Source organism: Flavobacterium sp. GT3P67 (genome assembly GCF_004349155.1).
Classification (GTDB): Bacteria; Bacteroidota; Bacteroidia; order Flavobacteriales; family Flavobacteriaceae; genus Flavobacterium; species Flavobacterium ranwuense.
Window position 1 is genome coordinate 807,587 of sequence record NZ_SMLF01000001.1, and the last position, 20,748, is coordinate 828,334.

General features: G+C 35.1%; 15 protein-coding genes. 8 read left to right on the forward strand and 7 right to left on the reverse strand.

Translation table 11 applies throughout. The features are described from left to right. Positions 1–53: 53 nt before the first annotated feature. Both E0H99_RS03520 and E0H99_RS03525 read left to right on the forward strand, forming a co-directional pair. Entirely contained in the window at positions 54–2,681 is a 2,628-nt protein-coding gene (locus E0H99_RS03520) for a CHAT domain-containing protein (protein WP_131991213.1), read from the forward strand. Next, entirely contained in the window at positions 2,678–3,118 is a 441-nt protein-coding gene (locus tag E0H99_RS03525; protein ID WP_131991215.1) for a retropepsin-like aspartic protease, read from the forward strand. Before E0H99_RS03520 ends, E0H99_RS03525 begins: the two co-directional genes overlap by 4 nt. A gap of 55 nt (positions 3,119–3,173) precedes the next feature. Here E0H99_RS03525 and odhB read toward each other — a convergent pair whose 3' ends face one another. Next, complete coding sequence (gene odhB / locus E0H99_RS03530) at positions 3,174–4,391, reverse strand: 2-oxoglutarate dehydrogenase complex dihydrolipoyllysine-residue succinyltransferase (RefSeq protein ID WP_131991217.1); 1,218 nt, start codon at positions 4,389–4,391, stop codon at positions 3,174–3,176. A gap of 173 nt (positions 4,392–4,564) precedes the next feature. Continuing rightward, positions 4,565–7,336, reverse strand: coding sequence for a 2-oxoglutarate dehydrogenase E1 component (locus E0H99_RS03535; protein WP_131991219.1), 2,772 nt, complete (start codon positions 7,334–7,336; stop codon positions 4,565–4,567). A 119-nt stretch (positions 7,337–7,455) separates the two neighbouring features. Here E0H99_RS03535 and E0H99_RS03540 point away from each other — a divergent pair, with 119 nt between their 5' ends. Beyond that, complete coding sequence (locus E0H99_RS03540; RefSeq protein ID WP_131991221.1) at positions 7,456–7,998, forward strand: hypothetical protein; 543 nt, start codon at positions 7,456–7,458, stop codon at positions 7,996–7,998. A 33-nt stretch (positions 7,999–8,031) separates the two neighbouring features. On the opposite strand, the gene E0H99_RS03545 is transcribed toward E0H99_RS03540, so the two are convergent. After that, the gene (locus tag E0H99_RS03545; RefSeq protein WP_113664520.1) at positions 8,032–8,382 is read right to left on the reverse strand and encodes a hypothetical protein; all 351 of its coding nucleotides are present in this window, start codon (positions 8,380–8,382) and stop codon (positions 8,032–8,034) included. Positions 8,383–8,555: 173 nt separating this feature from the next. Then, positions 8,556–9,530: a polyprenyl synthetase family protein gene (locus E0H99_RS03550; RefSeq protein WP_131991223.1), complete on the reverse strand. Its 975-nt coding sequence runs from the start codon at positions 9,528–9,530 to the stop codon at positions 8,556–8,558. 196 nt (positions 9,531–9,726) lie between these two features. Here E0H99_RS03550 and E0H99_RS03555 point away from each other — a divergent pair, with 196 nt between their 5' ends. From E0H99_RS03555 to E0H99_RS03575, 5 genes are all read left to right on the forward strand, one after another. After that, entirely contained in the window at positions 9,727–10,248 is a 522-nt protein-coding gene (locus E0H99_RS03555; protein WP_131991225.1) for a YceI family protein, read from the forward strand. 137 nt (positions 10,249–10,385) lie between these two features. After that, positions 10,386–10,982, forward strand: coding sequence for a TetR/AcrR family transcriptional regulator (locus E0H99_RS03560; protein ID WP_131991227.1), 597 nt, complete (start codon positions 10,386–10,388; stop codon positions 10,980–10,982). Then, a complete protein-coding gene (locus E0H99_RS03565; protein WP_131991229.1) occupies positions 10,982–12,346 on the forward strand; it encodes a TolC family protein in 1,365 nt (454 codons plus the stop codon). Before E0H99_RS03560 ends, E0H99_RS03565 begins: the two co-directional genes overlap by 1 nt. A 5-nt stretch (positions 12,347–12,351) precedes the next feature. Then, on the forward strand, positions 12,352–13,419 hold the full coding sequence (locus tag E0H99_RS03570) for an efflux RND transporter periplasmic adaptor subunit (RefSeq protein ID WP_131991231.1): 1,068 nt from the start codon (positions 12,352–12,354) through the stop codon (positions 13,417–13,419). A gap of 69 nt (positions 13,420–13,488) precedes the next feature. Beyond that, on the forward strand, positions 13,489–16,665 hold the full coding sequence (locus tag E0H99_RS03575; RefSeq protein ID WP_131991233.1) for an efflux RND transporter permease subunit: 3,177 nt from the start codon (positions 13,489–13,491) through the stop codon (positions 16,663–16,665). Positions 16,666–17,112: 447 nt separating this feature from the next. Here E0H99_RS03575 and E0H99_RS17625 read toward each other — a convergent pair whose 3' ends face one another. The 3 genes from E0H99_RS17625 to E0H99_RS03590 form a co-directional block, all read right to left on the reverse strand. Next, the gene (locus E0H99_RS17625; protein WP_131991641.1) at positions 17,113–17,268 is read right to left on the reverse strand and encodes a RagB/SusD family nutrient uptake outer membrane protein; all 156 of its coding nucleotides are present in this window, start codon (positions 17,266–17,268) and stop codon (positions 17,113–17,115) included. Between the two features lie 153 nt (positions 17,269–17,421). Beyond that, entirely contained in the window at positions 17,422–18,510 is a 1,089-nt protein-coding gene (locus E0H99_RS03585; protein ID WP_131991235.1) for a glycoside hydrolase family 16 protein, read from the reverse strand. Between the two features lie 344 nt (positions 18,511–18,854). After that, positions 18,855–20,732 (reverse strand): RagB/SusD family nutrient uptake outer membrane protein, encoded by a 1,878-nt coding sequence (locus E0H99_RS03590; protein WP_131991237.1) that lies wholly within the window; start codon positions 20,730–20,732, stop codon positions 18,855–18,857. Positions 20,733–20,748 lie beyond the last annotated feature (16 nt).

Here is a 20,748-nt window from a genome sequence, read left to right on the forward strand (position 1 = left end):
TACCTTTATAACTGAAAAATCATCCTTTTTTACTTACACAATGTAAAAGTTATATGAACTTAAATCCCTTATATGTTTTAATTTTTTTGGTTTTAAATCTAAATATTTTTGGACAGAATACTATTTCCCAAGAAGATAAAATTTACCATACAATTGATGTTTTTGTAGCAAATCCATCTGCTGAAAACTTACAAAACCTCACCGAAAACGAAAAACAATTTTACAAAAATTCAAAGCCCAAATCCAAAAACGAACTACTGGCACTTGTAGTATTAAATTGCAATATCGCTTTCTACCAGAACCTATTTGGAAAAACCAATCAAGCCATTTCAAGCTATGAAAAGGCCTGGCAAATCTATCAGAAAAACAAACTTCAGGATTATGACATTATCGAATATTGTCTGAAACCGTTAGGGAATTTATACACAATTTTAGGGGATTATGACAATGCCGAAAACGTCATAAAACAATATTATTTTATCGCCAATGCCGAGAAAAACCAATCCCAAAAAATAGCCGCCATTCTCAATTTGTCGAATGTGTATCAAAACACGAGCAGAGTTGAAGAAGCGATTGACTTGCTCGAAAAAACCATAAAAATCGAGAAATTATCGGCCGTTCAAAAAGGGAATTTATGGAACAACTTGGGAAACAATTATGCGCTAAGCTATAAAAATCCAGTACTTTCCAAACCGATTCCAAATATTTTTACAAAACTGGAAAGCTCTTATTTTGCCGCCATACGATTATTGCAATCTGACAAGTCCCAAACCGAGACACTGGCAAATTGTTACCGCAACTTGTCTGCATTAAATTTACAATGGCAAAACATTGAATTGGCTAATTCCTATTTTGAAAAAGCCAAGAAATATTTCTTTTCAACCCCCAATATTTCGCCTCGAAAACTAGCCAAATTCAATTATGAAGAAGCTGACTTGTTATTTCAACAAAAAAAATACGCTGAAGCAAGCACAATTATAGCATCGGTTTTCAAGATTTTAATTCCAAATTATTCCAATCAAAAGAATATTCTACCCTATCCCAATTCCCTTTATGCCGAAACGGTGTTGCTTGACGCCCTGGACTTGCAAGCCGATATTTTCGAGGAACAAAACCAACCCAAAAAAGCGTTGGAAGCTTATGCTCTTTCGTTTCAAATCGAAGATTTGTTTGCCAATCTTTTAGTATATGAAAACTCCAAAATCATCAACCAAATCCGAATTAGAAATCGAACCGAAAAATGTATTTCCATTTATGATTTTCTCTATAAAAAAGAAAATAAAAGCTCATATATAGAACGTGCTTTTCAACTTTCGGAACGAACAAAATCGGGGGTTTTGAAAAACTATCTTTCGAACAAAAAAACAGCTTCCAGAGAAGAAAAATTGCATTTGGAACAACTTCAAATTTGGACTAATGAAATCGCAAAAGAACAGCAAAAAGGAGTTTTGGCAGACGTTTCAAAAATAAACGAAGCCATGAAAAAGCAAAACGAATTGATGCTTTCGCTAAAGAAAATCAGGTCGAAAAATCAAGTCAATTCAGCCGAAAACATCGATCTGAAATCCTTGTATTCAAAACTAGAAAAAGACAAGGCAGTTATGGTTTACTATTTCTCGGGGTTTGAAAAGATGTATTCTTTTACTTTGGAAAACCAAGAAATAAAACTAAACTCCTTTAGTAACACAGCCCATTCGATTGTTAAAATTTGGCAATTCTTGGACTATTTCAGTAATGCCAATACCATTTCAAATGACGTAAAAGGCTACAATCAATATGGGAAAATTGCTTTTGATTTACTCAAATTACCCAAAAACACAATCCATAAAAACCTATTGATTGTTCCTGATGGACTACTCCATTTTCTTCCATTTGAAGCTTTGATCACAAAAGAAACAGCAACGAGTAATTTTGCCAAAATGCATTATCTATTGAATGATTTCAAGATTGTCTACAACAATTCGGCTGGTTTTTATTTGAATGCAAAACCACTTTCGACAGAGCAGCAAACCGTTTTAGGAATGTTTCCTGTTTTTGAAAATACGAATTACGAATTAGCTTTTTCTAAAGCCGAAATGCAATCCATAAAAAAGAATTTTAAAGGACAGTTTTTTGAAAATGCGACGGCAACATTCCAAAATTTCAGAATCAATGCTCCCCATCATTCGATTCTGCATTTGTCAACACATGCTTCTGCAGGTGATCTTGAAACCCCGGCCAGCATCAAATTTTACGATCAGGAAATTTTATATTCGGAATTATATCACTTGAAAATTAATTCGGAATTAGTGGTCCTAAGTGCCTGCGAAACCGGAATTGGCAAACTCTACAAATCCGAAGGCGCAATGAGTATTGCCAGAGGTTTTCAGTTTGCCGGAGCCCAAAATTTATTGTTTTCCTTGTGGAAAGTAAACGATTATACAACTTCTGTTTTTATGGATTATTTTTATAAAAATATAAAAAATGATTCCTCTTACTTTGAAGCCAATGCAAATGCAAAACGTAGCTTTTTAAATAACAAAAGTATTCCAAATGCCAAAAAATCGCCTTATTACTGGAGTGCATTCGTATATTATGGCGGAATTGAAACAAAAAGTAATTCTACAAATTATATTTTTTACAGTATTGCTTTTTTGATTTTAATTGGATTATTTTTAGCTCTTATTAGATATAAAAAATGAAAAACCTCCACACTATTCTCAAAAAAGAAAACTACAAAAAAGTAAAATTTAAGATTACCAAAACCCAACACCTTTTGATAAAGGCTAAAATTAATGGGGTAATTGGCAGTTTCATTCTCGATACGGGTGCTTCAAATAGTTGTATCGGATTTGAGAGTGTCGATTTGTTTTTATTGGAAGCCAAGAAATCCAAAACAAAAGCTTCAGGAGCAGGTGCCACCGGAATGTTTACGCAAATTGCCACAAAAAACCAACTGCAACTGGGTTCTTGGAAAGACATCGCTTTTGATATTGTAATTTTCGATTTATCACACGTCAATGAGGCTTTGCTGCAACATAAATCAAAACCCGTTCATGGAATCATTGGCGCGGATGTTTTGATGAAAGGAAAAGCGATTGTGGATTATTACAATCATTGTTTGTATTTGCTGAAATAAAAAATCCTGTTTAGTTTTTCTAAACAGGATTTTTTTATATTCTAAAATTTTAAAACTATAGTTCTAAAGCTTTTTTAGGATTGTTATCCAACAATAACTCTAATGGATTTTCTAGCGCTTCTTTTACAGCTACCAAGAATCCAACAGACTCACGACCATCAATGATTCTGTGGTCATAAGAAAGTGCCACATACATCATAGGGTGAATTTCCACTTTTCCGTTTACAGCAATAGGACGCTCGATAATGTTGTGCATTCCAAGAATTCCGGATTGTGGAGGATTGATAATTGGTGTACTCAACATGCTTCCAAAAACACCACCGTTAGTAATCGTGAACGTTCCGCCAGTCATATCATCAACTGTGATTTGTCCGTCACGTGCTTTAAGAGCCAATCTTTTAATATCAGCTTCTACACCACGGAAAGTCAAGTTTTCAGCATTACGAACTACAGGAACCATTAAACCTTTTGGTCCAGAAACCGCAATTGAAATATCGCAAAAATCGAAAGCGATCTTATGATCACCATCCATCATTGAGTTTACATCCGGGAATAATTTTAACGCTCTCGTCACTGCTTTAGTAAAGAAAGACATATATCCTAAACCAATTCCACCATGTTTTGCTTTGAATGCATCTTTGTATTCATTACGAATCAAGTTGATTGGCGTCATGTTTACTTCGTTGAAAGTAGTCAACATTGCCGTTTCGTTTTTAGCGGCAACTAATCTTTCAGCCACTTTTCTACGCAACATAGATAATTTAGTACGCTCCGTTCCACGAGATCCACCTGTAGGGGTTCCCATTGAAGGCACTGCATTTACTGCGTCATCTTTAGTGATTCTTCCGTCTTTTCCAGTTCCTGTTATTGAAGCTGGCGCTATATTTTTTTCGTCTAATATTTTTCTTGCTGCTGGAGAAGGTGCTCCTGAAGCATACGTTGCTGCTGGAACTGCTGCTACCGGAGCTGCTTTTGGCGCTTCTGCTTTAACTTCAGCTTTTGGTGCTTCAACGGGTGCATCACCTGCTGGTTTTGCTGCACTTGTATCGATTAAACAAACTACCGCTCCTACCGCTACTGCATCGCCTTCTTCTGCTTTTAAAGTAATGATTCCGCTTGCTTCTGCTGGCAATTCTAATGTTGCTTTGTCAGAATCAACCTCAGCAATTGCTTGGTCTTTCTCTACATAATCTCCGTCTTTTACCAACCAAGTTGCAATTTCAACTTCTTTTATAGATTCCCCTGGTGATGGGACTTTCATTTCTAAAATCATCTCGTATTATTTTAAATTATGAATTTTATGTTTTAAATTGTTCTGGAACAACTTATGTGTTTATTGTGTGAACTGTTTTTTAGTCCTGATGGTCGAATTGCTCTCGCAATTACCTTTTTCTTTTTTCCTGTGAAAAGAAAAAGATATAGCGTACAGCAGGAAATAGCTCCTTATTATCTAAATAAATCTTTATCAAAAACCATTTTTATTGCATCCGCATGACGGCGTTTTGCACGCGTATAACTTCCTGAAGCCGGAGCTGCGTATGCTCTTAACGAAGCCAATCTCCATTTTACTAAATCGAAGTTCATCAACATGTAGCTGTAAGCACCCATGTTTTTTGGTTCTTCTTGTGCCCAAACATAATCATCCGCGTTTGGATATTTTGCTATAATCGTTTTTAATTGCTCTACTGGTAAAGGGAATAATTGTTCGATTCTAACTACTGCTACATCGCTACGACCGTTGATTTCTCTTTCGGCAGTAATGTCATAATAGAATTTACCGGTACAGAAAACTAATGTTTTCACATCGGCTTTATTCACTGTTTCATCATCGAATGTTTCCTGGAAACTACCTGTTGCAAATTCTTCAACAGTAGAAACACATCTTGGATCACGCAATAAACTTTTTGGTGTAAACACAATAAGTGGTTTACGGAACGTTGTTTTCATTTGTCTTCTCAACAAGTGAAAGAAGTTGGCCGGCGTTGTACAATCGGCAACATACATATTATGTCTGGCGCAAAGTTGTAAATAACGCTCCATTCTAGCCGAAGAGTGTTCTGCACCTTGACCTTCATATCCATGTGGCAATAGTAAAACAATTCCGTTCTGGTTGTTCCACTTGTCTTCTCCACAAGAGATGTATTGGTCAATCATAATTTGGGCTCCATTACTGAAATCCCCAAACTGTGCTTCCCAGATAGTTAATGCTTTAGGATTGGCTAATGCGTATCCATAATCAAAACCTAAAACTCCGTATTCAGATAAATGAGAGTTAAAAATATTAAAACTCCCCTTTTTGTTGTCTATGCTGTTTAATAAAATTACTTCCTCCTCAGAATCTTCGACTTTTACTACCGCATGTCGGTGCGAAAAAGTACCACGTTCTACGTCTTGCCCAGAAATACGAACATCATAACCTTCGGTCAAAAGCGACCCATAAGCCAATGTTTCTGCTGTTCCCCAGTCGATAGTATTGTTATCGTACATTGTTCTGCGATCGGTAACAATTTTAGAAATTTTATTTATAAATTTCTTATCAGACGGCAAGCTCGAAACGGTTTTTATAATAGAGTCTAAGGTATCTTTAGCAACTTTTGTATCCACTTTTTCAAGCATTACCACATCCGAAACCTGTGTAAAACCTTCCCACTCATTTTTCATGAATGGAGTAATGATGGTTAAGTCTTTTTTGCGTGAAGCCTGAAGATTGTTATCCAAGTCCTCTTTATAAACTGCTTCTAATTGTTTTACATAATCCGCTCCTATGACACCTTCTGCTAACAATTTATCGGCATAAATATCACGGGGATTTTTGTGCTTTGCAATAATTTTGTACAAAACCGGTTGAGTAAAACGAGGCTCATCACCTTCGTTATGTCCGTATTTTCTATATCCTAATAAATCGATAAATACATCACGACCAAATTGCATTCTGAAATCCAAAGCAAATGACATCGCATGAACTACAGCTTCGGCATCATCCGCATTTACGTGTAATACTGGCGAAAGTGTTACTTTGGCAACATCCGTACAATATGTAGAGGAACGCGCATCAAGATAATTAGTGGTAAAACCTACTTGATTATTGATTACAATATGAATTGTTCCTCCGGTTTTATAACCGTCAAGTTGTGCCATTTGTACAATCTCATAAAGAATTCCCTGACCTGCAATTGCGGCATCACCGTGAACGGCGATTGGCAATACTTTAGAGAAATCGTTAGGGAAATATTTGTCTTGTTTAGCTCTTGTAATCCCTTCGATAACCGCACCTACTGTTTCCAGGTGCGAAGGATTTGGAGCCAAATTGATATTTATATTTTTTCCAGTACTGGTAACTTTGTCAGCGGTAAGTCCTAAATGGTACTTAACATCTCCGTCAAAATATTCCTGGTCGTAATCTTTACCATCAAATTCCCCAAAAATGTCTTGGGTTGATTTGCCAAAAATATTTGCCAAAACATTCAAACGGCCACGGTGTGCCATTCCCATTACAAATTGTTCAACTCCTTGCTCGGCTGCTTTTTCAATTAAAGCATCCAAAGCTGGGATTATAGATTCTCCACCTTCAAGAGAAAAACGTTTTTGACCTACATATTTAGTATGCAAAAAGTTTTCAAAAGAAACGGCTTGGTTTAATTTATTCAGAATCGATTTTTTTTCATCCGGTGAAAATTTAGGTTGATTATCATTAACCCCTAATTTTTGCTGAATCCATTCCACCACTTCTGGATTACGAATGTACATGTACTCCACCCCAATATGTTGACAATATATAGTGTCAAGGTGAGTTATGATTTCCTGAAGCGTACACGGTTGTATGTTAATAACCTTTGCCGCGTCAAAAACAGTATTTAAATCGGCTGCTGAAAGTCCGAAATTTGAAATTTCAAGTGTAGGTGATGAAGTTCTTCTTTCACGAACCGGATTTGTTTTGGTAAACAAATGACCTCGAGAACGGTATCCATCTATTAATTTCAATACATTAAATTCCTTTTGAAGCTTATCAGACACCAAATTAATATCTGAGTTATTAGCTGCAAAATTAGCGATTTGTTCCACCTTGTTCTCCTCATTGTAAGTAGCCATCCCAAAATCGAAACCTTGAAAAAAACCTCTCCAACTTGGCTCAACGCTATCTGGATTCTCTAAATATTGATCGTATAATTGTGCGAAAAATTCGGTGTGTGCTGCGTTTAAAAATGAAAACCTATCCATAATATTTAGTGAATATACTTTTTTGTTAAAATAGTTTGGCAAAAGTACAATAATAGAATAAATTTATAATTTATTTTAAGATACTTTTACATTGAAAAATGTTAAAAAATCAAAAACTTATGACAAAGAATAGCTTTTTAGAGGATTCCAAATCATTATTGGTGATAATCACCTTATTTTTTTCAAGTTGTCTGTTTGCACAACAAAATTCATCCTCTCCTAAAACCCAAAATCAGTTTTGGAGGAATGTGCAATTTGGAGGCGGAATTGGTTTAGGCTTTGGCTCTGGCTATACGGACATTTCATTGGCTCCAAGTGCTATTTATAATTTCAATGAGTATGTAGCTTTGGGGGTTGGCGTACAATATAAATATTTAAAACAAAAAGAGTATTACGCTTCCCATTTGTATGGTGGCAGTGTTATAGGTCTTTTTAATCCAATATCTGAAATCCAACTTTCGGCTGAACTGGAACAATTAAGAGTCAATGTAGATTTGGAGGGATCCAATAGCAATTCACAAGATTACTGGAACACAGGATTGTTTCTGGGAGCAGGTTATAGATCCGGAAACGCTACAATTGGCGCCCGTTACAATGTATTAAATGACGACAATAACATTTATGGCAGCGCATTCATGCCGTTTGTCAGGGTTTATTTTTAATGTAAAAACTTACTTTGCTTCTGACATTAATAATTAATACTTATTCCTGAACCAGACTTTTTGCCATTCTCTTTTTAGAATTAAGAAGGCGACTTGTTCTGCCAGAATTACTAAATCAGATCCGTCTAGTTTTTTTATTTCCTCCTCAGAAACATCAATTATGTAAAGTAAGTTGAGGTATTCAGCAAATTTATATTGAATTAGGCGGTAGATTTTTTCATGAAGCTGCAACTTCAATTCATTAGGGGAGATACTCAAAGGAAAATCAATTGCTTCGTTAGCGAGATTGAAATCCTTATTCATTTGTTCAATTAATTTCAAATATAAGTTTTCGCCTTCCGCTTCAGTAAGTAGTAAATCGGTATTTTTTGGAACTATAAACATTTGATTTTAGATTTTTTATTAACGAATTCAGATTTGTTAACAGTACTGATTTTTATTTTTGGATGGTATGGATTTTTGTGATAGAACAATTATTTATCCGAAGTAAAACTTCTGCAATGCTTCGCGAGTTCGCTGTCGTTTGGGTCAAAAATCGTTAATCATCAATCAAAAACCTAAACTTTTCTTCCCATTAAATTCTCGCCAAAAGTTTTTAGTAATGCTTTTTTATCGGAGTCAATATTCATTTTATCCAACGTTTGAAAAGCCTTAAACGTAAAATCTTGTATTGCATCTTGAGTTGCTTTTGAAGCGCCTGAGCTGTTAAAAAGCTCTTTTACCGTTTTGATTTTTTCAGTATTGTCTTCTGGCTGAATGGAGAACAATCGTCTCAATTCCTGCGCTTCCTCTTCTTTTGAAAAAGCAACTGCTTTTAGATACAAATACGTTTTTTTGTTTTCTATAATATCGCCGCCAACTTGTTTTCCAAAGGTTTCAGGATCACCAAAAGCATCTAGGAAATCATCCTGTAATTGAAAAGCCAAACCTAAATTCAGTCCAAAATCATAAATCAGATTTGCATTTTCTTCCGAAGTTTCAGCGATAATGGCTCCCATTTTCATGGCTGCGGCAACCAAAACGGCCGTTTTATACTGAATCATTTTCAGGTATTCCGGAATCGTAACATCATTCCGTACTTCAAAATCGACGTCCCATTGCTGACCTTCACAAACTTCAAGAGCGGTTTTGCTAAATAACTTGGCTAAATCCCGAAAAATAACGGGTTCATATTGTTCAAAATATTGGTACGCTAAAATCAGCATCGCATCACCAGATAAAATTCCGGTGTTTAAATTCCATTTCTCATGAACTGTCTCTTGTCCTCTTCGCAATGGCGCATCATCCATAATATCATCATGAACCAACGAAAAATTATGAAAAACTTCAACAGCCAAAGCCGCCGGCAACGCTTTTTTATAATCTGCATCAAAAACCTCCGCACTCATTAATGTAAGTACCGGACGCATTCTTTTACCTCCAAGATCCAAAATATAATGTATCGGTTCGTATAGATTTTTCGGTTCTTTGGTTTCATATTGTGATTGCAAATAATCCGAAAGAAACTCTTGATACTGGTAAATAGAATGCATAAAATAATTTTTTGGCTAATTTACAGTATTCAATTTGCATTACAAACTCCCTTTTGTCATCAAATGTTAAATAAATCAAAATACACCGGAAACTATTTTAGTATTCAAAGTTTCCTTCTTACATTTGCAAACGAAAATTTAACATTTAGAATTTATTCCGATTCTGAAATAAATTCTAAATACAACGCAAAGAATTATGAAAACAAAATGGACAGTTGACTCGAGCCAATCAGATGTTCTGATAAAAATGAGACACTCAATAATTGCGTATCTGGCAGGTTCCATAAATAAATTCAATGGGCATATTGATATTGAGGATAATCAAATAGAAGATGCATCAATCGAATTCTCTTTGGATGTCAATAATAAAGATGCAAAACTGGAACAAATAGATACTCACTTGGGATTGAATGACCTATTCGACATTAAGGAGTTTCCAATTATTAGTTTCAAGTCGACCTCATTCGAAAAAGTCAATAAAAACATTAATTTTTTAAAAGGAAATCTAACCATAAAAAACATTACAAAAGTGGTGGAGCTTGATGCTGAATTCATTGGAATCAATACTTATGATGGCGATCAAAAAGCTGCTTTTGAGATAACGGGTCAAATCAATCGCAAAGATTTTGGTTTGAACTTTACTTCATTTAACCAAACTGGCGGTTTAGCTTTAGGACAAGATATTAAGTTTATGGCAAACTTAGAATTAACAGTTTAACAAGAAAGACAAACTAAGTTTAATGTTAAATAAACACAAAATTTAAGGAAACTATTTTGGTTTTCAAAGTTTCCAAATTACATTTGCATCGAAATTTAACAGTTTTAATACATCACAACTGATTAAGAATAAAGAAAATGAAAGAGAAAATTATATCAAAAGCGAGTGATATGTTCTTAAAACTAGGTTTTAAGAGCATAACAATGGATGATATTGCCGGGGAAATGTGCATTTCAAAAAAAACGATTTACAAATATTTTTGTAATAAAGAAATGCTTATTGAAGAGAGTACGGCTACTATTCACAAAGAAGTTCATCAAATTATTGACAACATTGTTATTAAAAATTACAATGCCATTGAAGAGAATTTTGAAATCAGAAAAATGTTTAAAGAAATGTTTAAAGCTTCAGATACTTCTCCTATTTATCAATTAAAGAAACATTATCCTGAAATATATGATAAGGTAATGTCTCGAGAAATAAATGAGTGTAATGCTACTTTTGAACGAAATATAAGAAAAGGAATTGAAGAAGGTTTATATCGATCTGACCTAAATATTGAGTATTATGTACGATTTTACTATCACTTACTTTTTAGCAATAAAGAAAATATAAGTTCAGAAAAAGAATCTCAAAAAATAGAAATTGAAATTCTAGAATACCACACCAGAGCTATGGCTACGCCAGTAGGAATTATCGAGCTTGAAAAACAATTACTAAACTACACCATATAATGAAGAATATAATTTTAATAACGATTTTGACTTTTGCGTTTTCGGCGCAATCACAAAACTTGAGCAATACTGCTGCAAGTCCAATTAAAAAGCTAACACTGAAAGAAGCCATAAACTACGCTTTAGAGAATAAAGCCGATGCTAAAAAAGCAAAACTACAAGTAGAAAATGGCGAATACGAAATTCAAGAAATACGTTCAAGAGCATTACCACAAATTTCTGCTAGCGGAAGTTTAAATCACAACCCAATAATACAAACTACAGTTATTGATGGAGCAGGATTTGGTGCACCCGGAACTACAATTCAAGCAGCTTTTGGGCAAAAATGGAGTTCTGGCGCAGGAATTACGCTAAACCAAGCTTTATACGATCAATCGGTTTTTATTGGACTGAAAGCTGCAAAATCTACCAGAGAATTTTATCAGATAAATGCACAATTAACCGAAGAACAAGTTATTGAAAAAGTTGCAAATGCCTATTATCAAGTATATGTGACACGTCAAAACTTAAATGTTTTTGATAATAATTTGAAAAACACCAATAAAGTTAAAGACATCATTAAAGGTCAATTTGACAATGGACTGGCTAAAAAAATTGATTTAGACAGAATTCTGGTAAGGATTTCGAATATCAATACGCAACGTCAACAAACAATAAACGCGGTTCAAATTCAAGAAAATTCTTTAAAATTTTTGATAGGAATGCCAATTGAAACTAAAATTTCTATTCCGCAAACCGAATTTGAAGTTACTGCAAATGCGCTTTCTCAAACGCCTGACATAACAACTAGAACAGAATATTTGTTGTTAAAAAAGAACGAACAACTTTTACAATTTCAGAAAAAATCAGTTCAAGCAGCTTATTATCCAACACTTTCTTTAACTGGAAGTTACAATTACATTGGTCAAGGTCCAGAAATGCCTTGGTTTAAAAAACCATCCGATGGTGTTTATTGGTCAGATTATGCGGCAATTGGTTTAAATCTAAACATTCCAATCTTCACCGGATTTGGAACTCGCGCCAAAGTACGTCAAGCTGAGAACAAATTAGAATCGATAAAAGTAGATTTAGAAGAAACCAAATTGTCATTGGATTTAGAATATGAAAATGCTAAAACTCAAATTGACAACAGCATCATATCTATCAACAATCAAAAACAAAATGCGCAATTGGCTCAGGAAGTTTTAACGAATACCAACAACAATTACATTCAAGGTTTGGCTTCTTTAACTGATTTATTAGATGCAGAAAACGAATTAGTAGCTGCACAAAACAACTACACAACAGCATTATTAGATTATAAACTGGCAGAAATACAATTAATCAAATCAAAAGGCGAACTTAAAACACTAACAAACAAATAATCAAGATGAAAAAAATTATAATAACAACAGTAGTAATTGTAGCAGTATTAGGGCTAATTACTTATGTGTTAACCAATAACAAAAAAGAAAACGAAGCTAAAACGGCCATTGTTGCTGAGAAAAATGCTACGGTTTCTGTAAGAATTGAAACGGTAAAGACAGAAGAAGTTTCATTAGATTTCACATCAAACGGAAATTTTGAACCAATTCAAGAATTAAAATTTTCTGCAGAAAAATCAGGAAAAGTGGTAAAAGTCTTGGCTAAAGAAGGTGATTATGTAACCGTTGGTCAAACACTTGCAATTGTTAGAAGTGATGTTATAAATGTAAATGCACAAACTGCAAATTCATCATACCAAAATGCTGTGGCAGATTACAATAGATATGAAAATGCTTTTAAAACTGGCGGTGTTACCAAGCAACAATTAGACCAAGCAAAACTAGCAATGGTAAATGCAAAAGCGCAATTAACTCAAGCAAACATCAATGTTGGTGATACAAGAATAAAAGCACCAATTAGCGGATTTATCAATAAAAAATACATCGAACCAGGTTCTATTTTAACAGGAATGCCAGCGACTGAACTATTTGACATAGTGAACGTTTCTAAATTAAAATTAAAAGTTGCCGTTAATGAAAGTCAAGTAGCAAGCTTAAAAGTTGGAACTCCAATTAAAGTTACCGCTAGTGTTTATCCGGACAAAACTTTTTCTGGAAAAATTACTTTTATTGCTTCTAAAGCTGACGAAAGTTTGAACTTTCCGGTAGAAATTGAAATTACAAACAATGCTTCTAAAGACTTAAAAGCTGGTATGTATGGAACTGCTGAGTTTGCTTCAAACCAACAAAAACAATCGTTGATGATCGTTCCTAGAAATGCCTTTGTAGGAAGTGTAAGCAGCAACGAAATATTTGTAATCGAAAATGGAACTGCTAAATTGAAAACAGTAACTGCTGGAAGAATTCTTGGTGATAAAGTTGAAATTCTTAACGGATTATCTGATGGCGAAACTGTAATTATTACAGGACAAATCAACCTTCAAGACGGATCTAAAGTGGACGTTATAAAATAAGTCTTAAAGTCGAAAGTCATAAAGAAACCGCTTAAAGCCTAAAGCTTAAAGCCTAAAGCAAAGAAAAAAATGAAATTAGCAGAAATATCCATAAAACGTCCCTCATTAGTTATCGTATTATTTACGATTCTAACGCTAGGAGGACTGTTTAGTTACAGCCAATTGGGCTACGAATTGATTCCAAAATTCGAAACCAATGTAATTACTGTTGCCACTATTTATCCAGGAGCGTCTCCAAGCGAGGTAGAAAATACGGTGACTAAAAAAATTGAAGATGCGATTGCATCCTTAGAAAATATTAAAAAAATAGACTCGAAGTCCTACGAAAGTTTGTCAACAGTGTCTATTACATTGACCTCTTCGGCTGATGTTAATATCTCTATGAACGATGCTCAACGTAAAATAAATGCTATTCTTAGTGATTTACCAGATGATGTTGAAACGCCTTCGTTGAGTAAATTTTCCTTAAGCGATTTACCAATTATGACTATTGGTGCCAACGGAAAAATGGATGAAGTTGCTTTTTACGACTTAATTGATAAAAAATTAGCGCCAGTTATTTCTCGAGTAGAAGGTGTAGCACAAGTAAATATTATTGGTGGACAAGAAAGAGAAATTCAAGTCAATCTTGATGCAGTAAAAATGCAAGCTTATGGACTTTCTATTCCGCAAGTGCAACAAAATATTTTATCTTCTAATTTAGATTTTCCAACAGGAAATATTCAAACTCGTGAGCAGAAAATATTAATTCGTTTGGCCGGAAAATATAAAAATGTTGACGAATTAAGAAACTTGGTTGTATCATCTAAAAACGGAATTCAAGTTCGTTTACGCGATATTGCTGATGTTCAGGATACTCAAAAAATCACTGAAAAAGTAGCGCGTGTCAATCAAAAAAGCGCCATTATTTTACAAATTATAAAGCAATCTGATGCCAATGCGGTTGCGGTAAGTGAAGAATTAGTTAAAACAATTGCTAAACTGGAAACCGATTATAAAGCGAATGGTTTAAAATTAGAAATTGCTAAAGACAGTACCATTTTTACACTTGAAGCTGCTGATGCTGTTGTGCATGATTTACTTATTGCGGTACTTTTAGTTGCTCTTGTAATGTTGTTTTTCTTGCACAGTATTAGAAACTCGTTGATTGTAATGGTTTCTATTCCTGCTTCATTAATTGCTACTTTCATCGGAATTTATTTGATGGGTTATACCTTAAACTTAATGAGTTTATTAGGTCTGTCTCTTGTTGTAGGTATTCTTGTGGATGATGCTATTGTTGTTCTGGAGAATATTTACAGGCACATGGAAATGGGTAAAAACAAGGTTCGTGCAGCCTATGATGGAACTGCGGAAATTGGTGGAACTGTTGTGTCGATTACTTTAGTAATTGTGGTGGTATTTTTACCAATTGCAATGAGTACCGGATTGGTCTCTAACATTATTACGCAATTCTGTGTAACGGTAATTATTTCGACCTTGTTGTCTTTAGTAGCTTCATTTACAATCATTCCGTGGTTGTCTTCAAGATATGGAAAACTAGAACATATTGAAGGTAAAAATCTTTTTGGAAGGATTATACTTGGATTTGAAAGCTATTTAACGCGTTTTACAAACTGGGTTTCAAGATTATTAGAATGGTGTTTGGATCATTATTTTAAAACACTGGCTATAGTTTTAGTACTCTTTTTTGGTTCTATGATTAGTTTATTTGGTGGTGGATTTATTGGTGGAGAATTCTTTGCAGCGTCTGATAGTGGTGAGTTTTTAGTTCAAATAGAAATGCCAAAAGATGCTTCATTAGAGCAAACCAATTTCATGACGCAAAAAGCAGAAGCATTTTTGAAGAAAGAAGAGTATGTTTTTAGTCAAATTACAACGATTGGTCAAACCAGTGAAGGTCTTGGTGCTTCGCAAGCAACTGCTTACAAGTCTGAGATAAACGTTAAAATGGTTGGATTAGATAAACGTGATGAACCAGCAAATGTGTATGCTGCAAAAACAAAACGTAAATTAGAAAAAATATTAGTTGGCGCAAAAGTGAAAACGGTTCCGGTTGGTATTTTAGGAACTGCAGAAGATGCCACTTTAGGATTAATTGTAACTGGTCCAAATGTAGAAAGCGCCATGCAATTTGCAAAAGCAGCCGAAAAAGAATTACGTACCATTCCAGGAGCAACAGAAATCGAATTATCAGTAGAAGATGGAAATCCAGAAGTGAATGTAAAAGTGGATAGAGATAAAATGGCAGCTTTGGGATTGAGTTTGCAAACAGTTGGTATGACCATGCAAACTGCTTTTAGCGGAAATACTGATGGTAGATTTAGAGCTGGTGAATACGAATACGACATCAACATTAAATACAATGCTTTCGACAGAAAAAGTATTGCCGATGTAAGCAATTTAATTTTTATAAATGAAGCTGGTCAGCAAATAAAACTGAATCAATTTGCAACCGTAACAGAAGGTTCTGGACCAAGTGAATTAGAACGAAGAGACAAATCGGCATCGGTAACTGTAAAAGGTCAAAATGTAGGAGTTCCTTCTGGAACAATTGTAACGCAATGGCAAGAAAAAATTGATAAATTAAAAAAACCAACTGGTGTAAATTACATTTGGGGTGGCGATCAAGAAAACCAAAGTGAAGGTTTTGGAACATTAGGAATTGCTTTATTAGCTGCGATTATCTTGGTTTACCTTGTAATGGTTTCGTTATACGATAGTTTTGTACATCCATTTGTGGTATTGTTTGCGATTCCGCTTTCATTTATTGGAGCAATGTTGGCTTTGGCTTTAACCAATAATACACTGAATATATTTACTATTTTAGGTATCATCATGCTTATTGGTCTAGTTTGTAAAAATGCGATTATGCTTGTTGATTATACCAATCAAAGGCGTAAAGCTGGCGAAACTGTAAGAACAGCATTAATCCAAGCGAATCATGCGCGTCTTCGTCCAATTTTGATGACAACTATCGCGATGGTATTTGGTATGTTCCCGATTGCACTAGCATCTGGAGCTGGAGCTGAATGGAAAAACGGTTTGGCCTGGGTAATTATTGGGGGATTAATTTCCTCATTATTCCTAACTTTGGTGGTAGTTCCGGTAATTTACCAAATTATGGAAAAAGCCATCAACAAACTTTCAAAAGGAGAAAAAGTTGATTATGAAGCTGAAATGGTTGCTGATTACGTGCACACCGAATTAAGCGAAGACGGATTTAATCCAAAACATACCGTGTAAATTTCATTTTTTAGCTATAAAGAAAGGCTTCCAATACTATTGGAAGCCTTTTTGCATGGTACCATGACATTACCTAGGTTATAACATTAAATAACATTTAAAAAAAGGCGTCATCAGAATTAAAGCTGACAACACCTTTTTAACCAAACTAACCACAAGCAAACCAAAATTTAAAAATCTTATTGATGTGTCGCAATCAATACTATTGCAACTATTTAAATACTTTTTACCGTTTGGACTGTTTTAAATTACATCTTTCAATGTTACACTGATTACAACAGATAACTACTTGATATCTGTCTCGGTGCATCAAAAATAGATACTTCTGACCCGCCACTTTATTGTCTGCACAATAATACTGACCGTTTAAATAAAAGGAGTTGTCAAAAAATATTTTCAATCAACTCCTTTATAAAATAGTAAATTACTAATTCTTTAATTCGGAAATTACCAACCTGGATTTTGTACCAGTTTTCTACTGTTTGATATCTCAGAGAATTGAATTGGATATAAATACATGGCTCTATCAAATTTTCTAGGGGCATTGTCAATATTTATCTTCTGGAATAAGTTGGCACAAAAGTTAACTAATATGAAAAATATTGATTGTAAGAGTAATTTAAATCAAACTCAAAAAGATTTTAACATGGCTTTTAAATTAAAAGTTATAGAAAGATAAAAAAGGCTAGCCTACTTATAAGGAATCTCAAAAGAAATATGTTATCTAAGCAAGATAGAAGCACTATTTTAGTTTGGTTATTGTGAAATACGTACCCAATCTACCTGCATCTGAAAAGGCAGATTGCTATCGGTAATAGGCCCTGGCCATCCTGCGCCCCCAGATTGATTCAGTATTAAATAAAATGGTTTATCAAATGGCCACTGGGCACTCGTTGCGTTGGCTGGTTTATTGTAAGTACTTGTAAGCACTCCATTCAAATAAAATTCTATTTTATTCTCTTGCCAAATAATACCATAGGTATTATAATCACTAGCAATATAACTAGAAGATTTAGTTACTGAACTTACTCCGCTAGAATTGGTAACTGCGCCATTATGAACAGTCTGATGAATTACATTTTCATTATTAACATGCTCCATGATATCAATTTCACCACTATTGGGCCAGCTACCATAAGCATTGGGAGTTGCAGGCATCATCCAGATTGCAGGCCATGAGCCCTGACCCTGGGTAAATTTTGCCCTTACCTCAACTTTTCCATACGTGAACGCAACTTTTCCATTGGTTTCAATACCACCCGAATGGTAAGGAACCGCATCGTTGGAAATTGTTTTATTATCCATTTTTAAAAGTAAATTACTACCATCCAATGATGCATAATCTGATGTGGAAGTCAGATATTTTGCCCATGACGCATTATTCCTGGAACAATAAGACCATTTGCTAGTATCAAAGTTTCCGGTAGCATTAAAATTATCCTCAAATACAAGTGTCCAGACTTTGGGATTTACTATTACTGTTACCGTATCTCGCACTTTTGCTCCCAGGTTATCGGTTACAATTAGTACAAATTGATAAGTTCCTTGCGTTAAATTGTTGACAGCTGTTTGTGCCTGTGTAGGTGCGGCAATACTATATTGTGTGGGTCCATCAATTCTTAACCACTCGTAAGATTTAATCGTTCCGTCAACATCGGTTCCGCTACCATTTAATGTTACTGTATTTACAGTTATGGTTTGATCGGCTCCTGCATTTGCTGTAGGGGCCTTATTTTCAGGCGGCACTGGTGTATCTTCTTTGGAACAAGCCGATAGTGACAAGGACATTACTGATAAAAATAAAATTCCATTCTGTATTTTTTTTAAACTTATCCTGTTCTTCATAAATATTTTTTTTATTTTTTTTAGTGGGGAAATACCGATTCAAAAAATCTGTTATTTATTTAACCGTATTGAAAATCTGTTTTAAGCCGATCCTAAAACTCGGCTCTTTAAAGCAGTACTCGAAAAGGCAATGCTCTGGTTGGTTGACTAACTTAATAATTACAGATCTGCATACAAAAAAAAAGACACCATCATAAATAAATCTGATGATGCCTTTTTAACCAAAACAAACCAATGTTTTTCGCTAGGTTTTATACTGAGAATTTACAGTATGGTATTTCGTTCGTTCAAGGCCAGTTTTGTCCAATAAATTTAGAAAAACCGTTTTTTGACAACTCAATATATTACCATCCCCAATTCTGCACTAAGTTTTTACTCTTCTGCATTTCACTAAATGGTATTGGATATAAATATTGTTTACGTTCAAAAATGCGAGTTTGAAAATTTGTTCTTTGAAAGAATGTAGTCGCATTTCCGGCCATATTCATTCCAGAGAAGTCACCCGCTTGTCTGCCTTCAGGAGCTTCAGCGATCATCCATCTTCTTACATCAAAATAACGTTGACCCTCTGTTGCCAATTCGATACGGCTCTCACGTCTGATAGCTTCCCTTTGCAAGGCTTTATTCCCTGCAATACCCGCATTTAACACTTCAAGATTAGGTAAGCCGGCACGCTCTCTTACCAGATTCACATACTTCAACACATCAGGGCTGCCCGGACTCACTTCATTAAGTGCTTCTGCATATAACAGATAAAACTCTGCCAGCCTGAAAATGATTGATGGTCTGAACCTAGTCGCAAGACCCGGGCTCGGCAAACTTACCGTTCTATTGTATCTTTTATAGAGCAAATAACCGCTAGCTGTATATTGAGCTGGAGGAACACTTCTATCATTTGGTGTTCCCACGTAAAAATGAGTCACTTTGTTGGATACATGCCATCTTCTTCCTGCAAAGAATACCGTATTATAAAAACGGGGTTCTCGATTGATATACATATTGTTAACCGGGGTTGGTGTGGCTGATGCGAATGGCGCTGTGGCTGTTACTGCCTCAGTGTATGAACTAGTTCCTGTTTCTGAATACGCTGTGGATGCCGGTAAAAAACTGGTGGCTTTAATTGGCTTTCCATCTTTCATATAAAAATCATCAACTAGTTCCTGCAATACAGCTGTACTTCCCAATCCATTGGTTTCGCTACGAGGCGTTGCTCTTCTTTCCCAACGATCTCCATTGAGCCCAACGTTTCCATTTACGGATGTAGCCCAAATAATTTCACTGTTATATACCTGAAACAGTTCGTAAACCGATTTAGCCGGGTCGAATACACCGGTATTTTTATACAACTGGTGATTTCCATTTGCATAATCAATAAGGTCTTTAAGAGCCTGTACTGCTTTGTTCCATTTTGCAGGATCCGCAGCCGGAAACAATTTTTTACCGTCGGTATCAGCCAATGCAAGTGCTTCAGTAAATCCTCCGTTTAATAAAGGGCTTGCGGCATGAATCCATAATTTTCCTCTCACTGCCAAGGCCGCGCCTTTAGTAGGCAAAGCTTTTACATCATCATTGGTAGCCGGTGTTTGCGGTAACAACGGGATAACCTTAACCAACTCGGCATCAATAAAATTAACTACCTCATCAACAGAGGAACGGGGTATGTCAAGATCTTCACCAGGATTATAAGACCTATCCATGATAGGCACCGGACCATATTGCTCCAGCAAAAGATAATGATAATACGCACGCATAAACTTCACATTGACTATCATCTTATCAAGTTCTATTGATTCAAGTTTGTCAGCATTAACCCCCGAATCCGGAATAACTTTGGCCTTTTCCAGGAAAATATTAGCCTGTCTTATCAATGCATAAAGTGTGTTCCATCTATGAAACCCCATGTTTGAAGAGTTGCGGAATGCAATTTGATAATTAGCATTATCACCATAGCCTGTGTTTATTTCATCTGTCATTCCTGTCCATGGGTTCTGTAAACCAGTTTGTCCTCCAGCATCCCAATTGGCATGAACCATATCAGTATAATCTGGTATTCCTGTGAAAACATTGGCGTACCATCTTCTGGTATAGGCCGCATTATCAAAAACCTGATCAACATTGTTTAAACCGCCCGAAAGCTCATCAGAGACGTCGAGATAATCTTTACTGCAAGAGGAAAACCCCAATACAAGTGTAAATAGAAAAATTTTTATACTGTTTTTCATATGTAGATATTTATTG